Below are 11824 nucleotides of genomic sequence, written 5' to 3'. Positions count from 1 at the left end.
TGATACAAGGACCCGCCGCATCGTGCAAACATCAAGCCCGGGCATCAGCCAACGGTCAGCATCGCAAACCGGGGGGCCCGGCCGGGCGCATCCGCGCCCTGAGCCTGGCGGCGCATCCGCGCCCTGGGCCTGGCGGCGCATCGCCCCTCGGGGTCAGCGGCGGTGATAATCGCGGAACCAGGCGACGAAGCGGGGCAGCCCCTCGGCCAGGTTCGTCCGGGGCTCGAACCCCAGGTCCCGGCGGCTGGTCTCGATATCGGCGCAAGAGCTGAGCACATCGCCGGGCTGCAGGGGCCGGAAATTGATCTGTGCCTTGCGGTTCAGCGCCCGTTCGATGATGGCGATCACGTCCATCAGCTTTTCAGGCCGGTGGTTGCCCAGATTATGGACCGCGTGGGGCACCCCATCCGGGTCGGGCGGCGGCGGGCGCAGGGCGGCGGCGCGGATGCCGTCGACGATATCGTCGATATAGGTGAAGTCGCGCCACATCTCCCCATCATTGAACACATCGATGGGCCGCCCGGCCAGGATGGCGTCGGTGAACAGATAGACCGCCATGTCCGGTCGGCCCCAGGGGCCATAGACCGTGAAGAAGCGCAGGCCGATGGCCGGAAAGCGGAAAAGATGGCTGTAGGTATAGGTCAGCAGCTCGTCCGCCCGCTTGGTGGCGGCATAGAGCGAGATGGGCCGCGTGACGGGGTCGTCCACGGAAAAGGGCGTCTGCCGGTTGGCACCATAGACGGAGGAGGAGGAGGCATAGACGAAATTGCGCAGGCCCGGCAGGGCGCGGGCCAGTTCCAGCATCACGACATGCGCCTGGATGTTGGACTGCACATAGGCATAGGGATTGACCAGCGAATGGCGCACCCCCGCCTGTGCCGCCAGATGGATGATCGCCGTCACGTCGGGATGCTGCCGGGTGATGAAATCGACCAGACCGCTGTCGGCCAGGTCCCGGCGGTGGAAGGTGAAGCCCGGAAAGGCCGCCAGTATCCGCAGCCGGGCCTCCTTCAGGCCCGGGTCGTAATAGTCGTTGACGCTGTCGATGCCCAGCACGGGCTCCCCGTCCGCCAGCAGGGACCGCGCCAGCGAAAAGCCGATGAAGCCCGCAACACCGGTGACCAGCGTGACCATCCTATTCCCCCCGCCCCTTGCGGACCCGGCCGGGCCGGCCGATGCTGTGATAGGTGAAGCCCGCCATCTCGGCGTCCTGCGGATTGAAGATGTTGCGCAGATCGACGATGACCGGTTCGTTCATGATGCCGCGTGCCCGGTTGAGATTGAGCATGCGGAACTCGTTCCATTCGGTGAGGACGATGGCACAGTCGGCCTGCCGCAGGGCGGCATAGGCGTCGCCTGCCCATGTCACGCCGGGGATGAGCCGGGCCGCCTCCTCCATGCCGGCGGGATCGTAGGCAGCGATGCTGGCCCCGGCGGCCTGCAGGGCCGGGATGATGTCCAGCGCGGGCGCATCGCGCATATCATCGGTATTGGGCTTGAAGGTCACGCCCAGCACGCCGATGCGGCGCCCCTGCACCGACCCGCCGCAGGCCGCGATGACCCGTCCGGCCATTGATTTCTTGCGCCGGTCATTGATGTCGACGACGGTTTCGATGATGCGCAGCGGCGCGCCATGGTCCTGGGCCGTCTTCACCAGGGCTAGGGTATCCTTGGGAAAGCACGACCCGCCATAGCCGGGGCCGGGATGCAGGAACTTCTTGCCGATGCGGTTGTCCAGGCCGATGCCTTTGGCAACGTCATGCACATCGGCGCCCACCTTCTCGCACAGGTCGGCGATCTCGTTGATGAAGGTGATCTTGGCGGCCAGGAAGGTGTTGGCGGCATATTTGATCAGTTCCGACGTCTCCAGGCTGGTGAAGACCATCGGCGTCTCGATCAGGAACAAAGGACGGTACAGGGCGCGCATGACCTGCCGCGCCCTGTCGCTGTCGGTGCCGATCACGACACGGTCGGGCCGCATGAAATCCTCGATGGCGGAGCCCTCGCGCAGGAACTCGGGGTTGGACGCCACCTCGAAATCGGCTTCCGGCCGGGTTTTGCGGATGATGCGGGCCACCTCCCGCCCCGTGCCGACGGGCACCGTGCTTTTCGTCACGATGACGGTGAAGTCGTCGGGGTCCAGGGCCGCCGCGATCTCCGCCGCGGCGGCATGGACATAGGACAGATCGGCATGCCCGTCGCCGCGGCGCGAGGGCGTGCCCACCGCGATGAACACGGCATCGGCACCGCGCACGGCGGCCGGCAGGTCGGTCGTGAAGGACAGGCGGCCGGCCCGGGTGTTCTTTTCCACCAGCGCGTCCAGGCCGGGCTCGTAGATGGGGATCACCCCGCGGCGCAGCCGCTCGATCTTGTCCTGGTCCTTGTCGACGCAGATCGTTTCCACCCCGAATTCGGAAAAGCAGGCCCCGGAGACCAGACCCACATAACCGGTACCGATGACGGCGATGCGCATCGAAAATTCCCTTTACCATACGACAGCCGCAAAGGGCCGACCGGCTGCTGGCTTATAGTGGAATCAGGTGCCAAAATGAATAGTTCGTTGCATCGCTCCCTCCCCTTTGCGTGGGCCCTGCAGAATGAGCAAGAAATTTTAGGGCTCTCTGTGCATGTCGCTTTGTTATGCGCCGAACCGAACCGCGCTGCGGGGACAAATTGACCTGCCGAAGTTGATTTCAACAAAACCTAAGAGCCTGATCCGAAATTAAGTTGAGTGGTATCAGCGGGTTAGCTTGACAGCGTTCCCTATCGGTGATTCAGGGGTTTCGCCAAAAACAACCGTGCATCTCCGATGTGGACTGATACCACCCGCGCCCTTCATGCCCGCAACGGCCTGGCTTTGCCAAGCGATTTGACCGATGCGGAATGGTCTTTGTTGGAACCGCTGCTGCCTGCTGCGTCCGCCGTAGGCAGGCCACGCAAATGGCCGCTGCGCCGGATCGTCGAGGCGATCCTTTATCTGCTTCGGGGCGGCCTGCCGTGGCGGATGCTGCCACCTTGTTTCCCGCCGGTCTCGACGGTGCGGCGCTGGTTCTACCTGTGGCGTGACAATGGTCTGTGGCTCACGGTCAACCATGTCTTGCTGATGGCGATGCGCGAGCAACAAGGCCGTGATGCCAGCCCAACCGCCGGCGTGATCGACAGTCAGAGCGTCAAAACCACGGAATCCGGCGGCCCGAGGGGATATGACGCGGGCAAGAAGATAAAGGGGCGTAAGCGCCATATCCTCACCGACACCCAAGGTAATCTCGTCCATGCCGTGATCCATACCGCCGATATCCAGGATCGTGATGGCGCACCGCTGGTGCTGGCCGAAATCGTCAAACCCTTCCCGTGGCTGCGGCACGTCTTCGCCGATGGCGGCTATGCCGGGGACAAGCTCAAAGACGCGTTGCGCCGCATTGGAAAATGGACCATCGACATCATCAAGCGATCCGACACAGCCCAAGGCTTCCAGGTCTTGCCACGACGCTGGGTCGTCGAACGCACCCTGGCATGGCTCAACCGAAACCGACGCTTGGCCAAAGACTTCGAGCAGACTATCGCTTCCGCAACAGCCTGGATCTTCATCGCCTCCGTACAAACCTTCGTCAGGCGTATCGCAAGGCATTGATGCAATTCAGATTAATTTCGAATCAAACTCTAATATATCTCTTTGATATATAGATTTGAGGCCAGAATACAGTAGAATACGGCTTTGCATTCTCAAAGAATACAAAAATACCTTTAACAAACAATCACTTACCAGCCTCGGTAGCTGCATCAGGTGTGATAGAAAACCCCTCCCAGTGCAAATCGATCTCCTGGTTTCAATAGCCTCCCATCGACCTTCCCCGACCTCTCCGCTTGCTGGAAGGTGGCGGGGTCTGGGGCAGCCGGCGCCTCAGAGAAAGTTCGGGGCCGCACTGGGTGTCGCCGGTGGTTCACCGTCGCCGTTCCCTGTCATCCGAACAGCCGATGCGGGTGCAGAGCCATCAGGGCTGTGGTGCCGGTTGCCTGCACTAGACGCTTCCCGCCAGTCCGGTCTGAACCGCGCCGGGATTGTCGGCGGCTCCAACTCTTGAGTAGGATGGAGCATGATGAGCAAGACAACGAACAAGTTTTCAGCTGAGGTCCGCGATCGGGCTGTTCGGCTGGTGGTGGATCACGAGCAGGATCATCCGTCGCGATGGGCAGCGGTGTCGTCCGTGGCGTCCAAGATCGGCTGTTCGGCGCATACGCTGAATGAGTGGGTCAAGAAAGCCGAGGTGGAAAGCGGCAGCCGTGCCGGTGTTCCGCTGGATGTGCTGGAGAAACTGAAGGCGCAAGAACGGGAGATCCGGGAGTTGCGCCAGGCGAATGAAATCCTGCGCAAGGCCTCGGCTTATTTCGCGATGGCGGAGCTCGACCGCCGACCGAAATGATGTTGGGCTTCGTTGAAGCCCACCGCCGGGAATACGGGATCGAGCCAATCTGCAGAGTATTGCCGATTGCCCCCTCCACCGTCCGACGGCACACGGCACGTGCGAGTGATCCGGCCAAACTACCGCCGCGGGCGCAACGCGATGCGGGCCTGATGACCGATATCCGGCGGGTGTTCGATGAGAATTTCCAGGTCTATGGGGTGCGCAAGGTGTGGCGGCAGTTGCAGCGGGAGGGCGTGCAGGTGGCACGCTGCACGGTGGCACGGCTGATGCGGGAGATGGGCCTGCGCGGCACCATCCGTGGAAAGCCGGTGAAGACTACCATTGCTGACAAGGCTTTACCCTGTCCGTTGGATCGGGTGAACCGGCAATTCCGGGCCGACCGGCCCGATCAGTTGTGGCTTTCCGATTTCACCTATGTGTCCACCTGGAGCGGCTTTGTCTATGTGGCTTTCATCATCGACGCCTTTGCACGGCGGATCGTCGGCTGGCGGGTGTCCCGCACGGCCGACGCCGGCTTTGTCCTGGATGCCCTGGAGCAGGCCCTGCATCAACGCCGGCCAGCGGGGAAGTCCGGATTGGTTCACCATTCGGACAGGGGCAGCCAAGGCGGTCTCAACCGGTCGTCGCAACAGCCCTTTGAGAGGAGGTTGCGATGGCCAAACGGAAGCGTCGATCAGCCAGATCTGGACGCGCGCCTGTGTTTTCACCTGGACGCCCTGGTATTGCCCGCCGTGAAGATCGCCGGCGCTTCTGGGGTTTGATTGCCCTGGGCCGTTCCAGTGAAGACGCCGCCATTGAGGTTGGGGTATCAGCGCCTGTCGGCTCCAGATGGTTTCGCGAGGCTGGCGGCATGCCCCCTACACATCTTTCCCCGACGGCCCCATGTCCGGTCGGACGCTATCTATCCTTGTCAGAGCGGGAGGAGATCGCGCTGATGCTGGCGCGGGGATGTGCCTTGCGAGCGATTGCACGGCATCTGAAACGATCCCCCTCGACGATATCCCGCGAGGTCCGTCGCAATGCGGCGACGCGTTCGGGCGGGTTTGAGTATCGGGCAACCACAGCCCAATGGCATGCAGAACGAGCAGCGCGCCGGCCCAAGATCGCGAAGCTGGCCTCGAACGAGCGGTTGCGACACTATGTGCAAGAACACCTTGCCGGCCTGGTCCAGCGATCAGATGGAGGCAAGGTCGCCGGGCCGCAGGCGCCCTGGAAGGGGCGACGCCATGGGCGCAGGCAATCACGGCGGTGGGCAACGGCCTGGAGCCCGGAACAGATTTCGCGAAGGCTGTTGCTCGACTTCCCCGAGGACAAGACCATGCGGATCAGCCACGAAGCCATTTATCAGGCCCTCTACATCCAGGGGCGCGGTGCCTTGCGTCGGGAATTGACAGCATGCCTGCGCACCGGCCGGGCGCTACGCGTGCCCCAGGCCAGGACCGGCCGCCGGGGAAAATCCTTCATCACGCCTGAAATCATGATCAGCGAACGCCCAGCCGAAGCCGATGACCGCGCCGTTCCTGGACATTGGGAGGGTGATCTGATCATCGGGCTGAACAGTTCTGCCATTGGCACCCTGGTCGAAAGAACGACACGTTTCACGATGCTGTTGCATCTGCCAGCGATGCCGGGCCATGGCGAAGGGGCACGGCCGAAGAACGGCCCCGCCCTTGCCGGTCATGGCGCCGAAGCCGTGCGCGACGCCATCGCGCGGACCATTGTCCAACTTCCTCAGCACCTCCGGCGATCTCTATCCTGGGATCAGGGGGCTGAAATGGCACGGCACGCGGAACTGAAGGTTCTTGCCGATCTGCCTGTCTATTTCTGCGATCCTCACAGCCCTTGGCAACGTGGGACCAACGAGAACACCAACGGGCTGTTGCGACAGTATTTCCCCAAGGGCACGGACCTCGGCTTGCACCCGCCCGAGGAACTTGATGCCGTTGCCGCAGCACTGAACGGCCGGCCGCGTAAAACCCTCGCCTGGAAAACTCCCGCCGAAGCACTGGACGAACTCATCGCGGAAACGCAAAATCACCCTGTTGCGACGACCGGTTGAGACCGCCCAATATCTATCAATCCGATACACCGAGCGGCTGGGCTTGGCTGGCATCGAACCGTCGGTCGGCAGTGTCGGTGATTCATACGACAATGCCTTGGCCGAAACCGTCAATGGCCTCTACAAAACTGAGGTGATCCACAGGCGCGGACCTTGGAAATCCTTTGAAGCTGTGGAATACGCAACCCTCGAATGGGTCGACTGGTTCAACAACCGACGCCTGCTCGAGCCCATCGGAAATATCCCGCCCGCCGAGGCGGAACAACGCTATCATGATGCTGTGAGCACTCAGCAAATGGCTGCATAACTCACGAACTTTGGCCGCCGACAATCCCGGCGCGGTTCAGTTCCGGTCTGGACAAAGGGCATGGGTCGGGCTACTCAAGTGAGGTTAGGGTTGAAGACAATCCGCGCCGAGAACGGCTTGAACCGCAGGTAATTGATGACGATTGCACTCGTCCACTTCAATCACATAGAAAGCCGGAACCATACTACCTGGCCGGACATGCGCACTTCCAAGTGGAAGCCGAACTACGGTGACATGCTCGTCTGCATCGCGATCCTACACGAACTGAAGCTGGAAAAGACGGTTCGGGTCAACTTCGGTGACACACTCTCGCAGCCGGTGGATCGTGCGATCATTCGTGGATCGACATATCTGCACAAGCACTTCGATTTCGAGGCAGCCAACAAAACGCTCGACAGCATTGATGCTTCGTTGGCGATCGTCGGCCTTGGTGCACAGAACCCCACCAAGGATGTCACCTATCTCGACAGCAACGTTGGCGCGCGTGAGTTCATTGCCCGGCTGAACGAGAAATCTGCCAGCATCTCTGTCCGCGGCGACTTTACTGCATCGGTGGTGGAGCGGCTGGGTGGGCGGAACATCCGCGTAACGGGCTGCCCGTCGCTGTTCTACACCCTGCGTGCCCCGCAGGTGCGTGTCCCGGACATGCTGGCAATGCCCGAGCGGTCGATCGGCGTCTCGATTCACTCCGGCCTGACGACCAATATCTTCTGCCACGCCCCGACCGAAGCACTAACCATGCACGGCAAGGTGATTGCTTGGGCGCTCGAGAATGCGGCGAACATGTCGGTTTTCGAGCAGGGGGTGCTGCGCGAATACGATATCGCCGATCACGATCTTTCCTTCGCCGAGCGACGGGAAGCCGCCGCCGAGGTGATCGGTCGCATGAGAGCGACCGAACTTTTCTCGCCCGAGCGGCTGATGGCGCATATGGTCAGCGTGAAGAGCATTGAGGAATGGCTGGCCAAGGCGCGCGATCTCGATGCCATCGTTGGCTTCCGCTTTCACGGCAATATGGTGGCGCTGTTGCAAGGCAAACCCTGCTATTACTACGTCTACGATTCTCGCCTGACCGAATTCTGTGAAGTCTACGGCCTGCCGTATCAGGGCGTCACCGAAGACTGGTGCGACCCAGCGCAAGCGATGATCGAACATGATTGGATCGAGGCTAACAAAAAGATCAAGACCTGCTTCGAGGAGCTGAAATCCTTCTATGTAGAGAACAGCTTCATTTCCACTCTGTAGTTGAACGACGGCTTATTCAAATCCGCCTGCGTTTCCCAAAAATGACATATGGTGGATTATTCAGTCTTCAAAATTATTTCCATCGCTTTAGAGTCTGATTCGAAATTAATCTGAATTGCATCAATGCCTTGCGATACGCCTGACGAAGCTGGACACCTCCGGAAACTGCCGATTTCTGCTATGATAGGGCATGCAGCCTGTAGCGAGTTTGGTGATGTCGGGCCAGTTCGGTTTCTGGGATTTTGAGGATCGTCTACGCGAGTTGTCGGCGGAGGGTGATCCGCTGGAGCGGCTGTCGGCGACGGTTGATTTTGAGCAGTTCCGGCCGGTTCTGGCCAAGGCCCTGCGCCGTGGCGACCCGCGCAAGGGCGGTCGCCCGCCGTTCGACGCGGTGCTAAAATTCAAGATGCTGGTGTTGCAGGCGCTGCACGGTCTGTCGCTGCAACAGACCTCGTATCTGGTGCGTGACCGGCTGAGCTGGATGCGGTTCTGTGGGTTGGGGCCGGGGGACGGGGTACCCGATGCCAACACGCTGTGGGATTTCCGCGAGGCGTTGATCCGTGCCCGTGCGCTGGACGGGCTGTTCACGCGTCTGGACCAGGCAATCGTTGCGGCGGGTTATCTGCCGATGTCGGGCCAGATCGTGGATGCGACCCTGGTGGCGGCGCCCCGCCAGCGTAACAAGGAGGAGGAGAAAGCGGCGATCAAGCAAGGCAAGTCCGCCCATGAGATCTGGCCCGATCAGCCGGCCAAGGCGGCCCAGAAGGATGTGGATGCACGCTGGACGGTGAAATTCAGCAAGGCCAAGCCGGCCCCCGAGGGGGCACCGCAGCCGCCCGACATCGCCATCCCGGTCTTTGGCTACAAGGCGCATATCGCCATCGACCGGCGGCATGGTGTGATCCGGCGCCGGCTGGTCAGCGATGCTGCCGCCCACGACGGCGCGCGCCTGCGCGAGGGACTGATCGACCCGGACAATACGGCGTCGGGCGTGTGGGCCGACACGGCCTATCGCTCCCAGGCCAATGAGGATTTCCTGCGCGACGCCGGCAAGGTCAGCCATATCCATGTCAAGAAGCCCAAGGGCAAGCCGATGTCCCAGCGCACCGCCCGCGCCAATGCACGGAAATCCGCCATCCGCGCCAAGGTCGAGCATCCATTTGCCATGCTGAAGGGGCCAATGAAGCTCTTCATCCGCACCATCGGCATCAAGCGCGCCGAGGCGGCCATCACATTCGCCGCCATGGCCTACAACATGAAACGCTGGGTCTGGCTCAACGGGAGAACTGCGTCCGCATGACGCCAAATTCACCCGAAAGGGTGGCTTTGGCAGACTGTGATACGCCAGACAACGGCCAATGCGGTGCCGGGAAGCCAGAATTACGCTCAGATGACCCCATCACACAGGGTTATCGGAGGTGTCCAGGTTTGTACGGAGGCGATGAAGATCCAGGCTGTTGCGGAAGCGATAGTCTGCTCGAAGTCTTTGGCCAAGCGTCGGTTTCGGTTGAGCCATGCCAGGGTGCGTTCGACGACCCAGCGTCGTGGCAAGACCTGGAAGCCTTGGGCTGTGTCGGATCGCTTGATGATGTCGATGGTCCATTTTCCAATGCGGCGCAACGCGTCTTTGAGCTTGTCCCCGGCATAGCCGCCATCGGCGAAGACGTGCCGCAGCCACGGGAAGGGTTTGACGATTTCGGCCAGCACCAGCGGTGCGCCATCACGATCCTGGATATCGGCGGTATGGATCACGGCATGGACGAGATTACCTTGGGTGTCGGTGAGGATATGGCGCTTACGCCCCTTTATCTTCTTGCCCGCGTCATATCCCCTCGGGCCGCCGGATTCCGTGGTTTTGACGCTCTGACTGTCGATCACGCCGGCGGTTGGGCTGGCATCACGGCCTTGTTGCTCGCGCATCGCCATCAGCAAGACATGGTTGACCGTGAGCCACAGACCATTGTCACGCCACAGGTAGAACCAGCGCCGCACCGTCGAGACCGGCGGGAAACAAGGTGGCAGCATCCGCCACGGCAGGCCGCCCCGAAGCAGATAAAGGATCGCCTCGACGATCCGGCGCAGCGGCCATTTGCGTGGCCTGCCTACGGCGGACGCAGCAGGCAGCAGCGGTTCCAACAAAGACCATTCCGCGTCGGTCAAATCGCTTGGCAAAGCCAGGCCGTTGCGGGCATGAAGGGCGCGGGTGGTATCAGTCCACATCGGAGATGCACGGTTGTTTTTGGCGAAACCCCTGAATCACCGATAGGGAACGCTGTCAAGCTAACCCGCTGATACCACTCAACTTAATTTCGGATCAGGCTCTAAGGCGCCCGTGACCATGTTGACAATTGAGCTTCCGCAGGGGTCGACGATGGTACCTCGGCTGAAACAGCCTAGTGCTATTTTTGATGCACTCTCGCTGATTCACCGCATGCGCGCTTCACCATTTCGGGATGCTGCGTTCGGGAAGTGGGAGCACAGGGTCAATGGTATCCCATTCCGCGGGAACGAATATACGATTCCGCGGCGTCTTTGCCAGGGCGCCCCACTGATGGCGCGAGTTCCCGACGGACAACGCCATGTCGGCTTCCTCCTCCCACTTGTCGAATTCGGCGGTGTCGAGAAGGTCGCGCTGCAGATGGCTAGGGGCCTGAAGGCACATGGTTGGGTGCCGCATGCCTTCGTTTTCGATAGCGACGACATCTCTCTGACCAGCGATTGGGCGGGCGTGTTTGAAACGACGCACCTGCTGGTCGACCCGACGTTTTCTCCCTGGGGCGGCGGGGCCAATAGCTATCTCGGCACGAACATCCCAAACTGGGCGCAAGCTGGGTGCCAGGGGCCTGTGCTGGGCATGCTGCATTGGCTTGATGCGGCAATCAACTTCCACAGCGGGGCGATTGCGGGCATCATGGGACAGTTGCGGCGAATGGGGGTGAAAACGCTGAATTCGCTGCATCTTAATGACCTGACTGCGATGGGGCGGCCGGTGGGCAACACTTATCTTGGCCTTGCCTATGAGCACGCTTTCGATTATTTCGTGCCTTGCTCATACCAATTGGGCGACTGGCTGCACAGCATGGGTGTGCCGAGAGACAAGATCCTAGTCGTGCAGAATGGGCCCGGGTTCGAGATCGCGCCGGAGGTGACCGCCCGAGGCATAGCGGCGCGCAAGGCCCGTGATCCTTCTGATCCCTTGCGTGTGCTCTATCTCGGACGGCTCGATCGGCAAAAAGGGATCGACCGTCTGGCCGAGGTCATCAGCCGGTCCAGGGCCGAGGGGTTGAACCTCGAATGGCGGGTGCTAGGTAAGGCCCTGATGGTGGACGATGCGCTGCCCGTGCCTGCCGAGGTGGCCGCTGTGCTGGAATCCCCGGTCGTGCGCCCCGAAGATCTGGCGGCAGCCTATGCCTGGGCAGATGTCGTCGTGCTCCTCTCACGCTACGAGGGGCTGCCGCTTACGGTGCTGGAGGCGATGCGCGCGGGCGCGGTTATCATTGCAACCGATATGGGGGCAACAGCTGAGGTCGTGACGGACGGCGAAACCGGCATCCTCGTGCCCGATGTCACGGCGGCTACGGATTGCCTGCAAGCCTTGCGCATCCTGTCGCTGGACAGGAATACGCTGGCGGCTATCTCCGAAAAAGCCTATGCTGAGTTGCAGAACAGGGATTGGAGAACAGCGACGGCACCGTTGGCCAGGGCGCTGGGAACCCGAGTGGACTCCTGTCGAACGAAAGAAGGAGGCAGTGACGTGATCTAGATAAATTATATTATTCGGAAAGCGGT

8 protein-coding genes, 2 pseudogenes and 1 other annotated feature are annotated in these 11824 nt (G+C 61.3%); of the genes and pseudogenes, 7 read left to right on the top strand and 3 right to left on the bottom strand.

Going from position 1 to position 11824, the window contains the following annotated elements; translation table 11 throughout:
• Nucleotides 1-153 precede the first annotated feature (153 nt).
• Together ABC728_RS10475 and ABC728_RS10470 are read right to left on the bottom strand one after the other, a co-directional pair.
• Nucleotides 154-1134 carry an NAD-dependent epimerase/dehydratase family protein gene (locus ABC728_RS10475; protein WP_416622300.1) on the bottom strand — a complete coding sequence of 327 codons (981 nt, stop codon included), beginning with the start codon at nt 1132-1134 and terminating at the stop codon, nt 154-156.
• A 1-nt stretch (nt 1135) separates the two neighbouring features.
• Nucleotides 1136-2473 (bottom strand): UDP-glucose dehydrogenase family protein, encoded by a 1338-nt coding sequence (locus ABC728_RS10470; protein WP_416622299.1) that lies wholly within the window; start codon nt 2471-2473, stop codon nt 1136-1138.
• A gap of 336 nt (nt 2474-2809) precedes the next feature.
• Here ABC728_RS10470 and ABC728_RS10465 point away from each other — a divergent pair, with 336 nt between their 5' ends.
• From ABC728_RS10465 to ABC728_RS10440, 6 genes and pseudogenes are all read left to right on the top strand, one after another.
• Nucleotides 2810-3631 carry an IS5 family transposase gene (locus tag ABC728_RS10465; protein ID WP_445376278.1) on the top strand — a complete coding sequence of 274 codons (822 nt, stop codon included), beginning with the start codon at nt 2810-2812 and terminating at the stop codon, nt 3629-3631.
• Between the two features lie 466 nt (nt 3632-4097).
• Nucleotides 4098-5029, top strand: a pseudogene (locus tag ABC728_RS10460) (IS3 family transposase); the annotation flags it as partial.
• Nucleotides 4379-4495 (top strand) — a sequence feature (AL1L pseudoknot). (Overlaps the previous pseudogene by 117 nt.)
• A gap of 47 nt (nt 5030-5076) precedes the next feature.
• Nucleotides 5077-6483: an IS30 family transposase gene (locus ABC728_RS10455; RefSeq protein WP_445376422.1), complete on the top strand. Its 1407-nt coding sequence runs from the start codon at nt 5077-5079 to the stop codon at nt 6481-6483.
• Nucleotides 6484-6487: 4 nt separating this feature from the next.
• Nucleotides 6488-6790, top strand: a pseudogene (locus ABC728_RS10450) (integrase core domain-containing protein); the annotation flags it as partial.
• A gap of 135 nt (nt 6791-6925) precedes the next feature.
• Nucleotides 6926-8035, top strand: coding sequence for a polysaccharide pyruvyl transferase family protein (locus tag ABC728_RS10445; RefSeq protein ID WP_416622352.1), 1110 nt, complete (start codon nt 6926-6928; stop codon nt 8033-8035).
• A gap of 214 nt (nt 8036-8249) precedes the next feature.
• Nucleotides 8250-9335 carry an IS5 family transposase gene (locus ABC728_RS10440; RefSeq protein WP_445376445.1) on the top strand — a complete coding sequence of 362 codons (1086 nt, stop codon included), beginning with the start codon at nt 8250-8252 and terminating at the stop codon, nt 9333-9335.
• 86 nt (nt 9336-9421) lie between these two features.
• Here the strand turns inward: ABC728_RS10440 and ABC728_RS10435 are convergent, their stop codons facing one another.
• Nucleotides 9422-10255, bottom strand: coding sequence for an IS5 family transposase (locus ABC728_RS10435; RefSeq protein ID WP_445376444.1), 834 nt, complete (start codon nt 10253-10255; stop codon nt 9422-9424).
• A 331-nt stretch (nt 10256-10586) separates the two neighbouring features.
• Between ABC728_RS10435 and ABC728_RS10430 the strand changes: the two genes are divergently transcribed.
• Nucleotides 10587-11798, top strand: a complete 1212-nt coding sequence (locus ABC728_RS10430; protein WP_445376443.1) for a glycosyltransferase family 4 protein — start codon at nt 10587-10589, stop codon at nt 11796-11798.
• Nucleotides 11799-11824 lie beyond the last annotated feature (26 nt).

This window comes from Niveispirillum fermenti (genome assembly GCF_052474395.1).
Note: the sequence above shows the minus strand (reverse complement) of the source record. Positions and strands in the feature narration are given on the sequence as shown.

Excerpts from the sequence above, each read along its gene's own strand:
- ABC728_RS10475 (WP_416622300.1), bottom strand. The coding sequence starts at position 1,134 with ATGGTCACGCTGGTCACCGGTGTTGCGGGCTTCATCGGCTTTTCGCTG.
- ABC728_RS10470 (WP_416622299.1), bottom strand. The coding sequence starts at position 2,473 with ATGCGCATCGCCGTCATCGGTACCGGTTATGTGGGTCTGGTCTCCGGG.
- ABC728_RS10465 (WP_445376278.1), top strand. The coding sequence starts at position 2,810 with ATGTGGACTGATACCACCCGCGCCCTTCATGCCCGCAACGGCCTGGCT.
- ABC728_RS10455 (WP_445376422.1), top strand. The coding sequence starts at position 5,077 with ATGGCCAAACGGAAGCGTCGATCAGCCAGATCTGGACGCGCGCCTGTG.
- ABC728_RS10445 (WP_416622352.1), top strand. The coding sequence starts at position 6,926 with ATGACGATTGCACTCGTCCACTTCAATCACATAGAAAGCCGGAACCAT.
- ABC728_RS10440 (WP_445376445.1), top strand. The coding sequence starts at position 8,250 with ATGTCGGGCCAGTTCGGTTTCTGGGATTTTGAGGATCGTCTACGCGAG.
- ABC728_RS10435 (WP_445376444.1), bottom strand. The coding sequence starts at position 10,255 with ATGTGGACTGATACCACCCGCGCCCTTCATGCCCGCAACGGCCTGGCT.
- ABC728_RS10430 (WP_445376443.1), top strand. The coding sequence starts at position 10,587 with ATGGCGCGAGTTCCCGACGGACAACGCCATGTCGGCTTCCTCCTCCCA.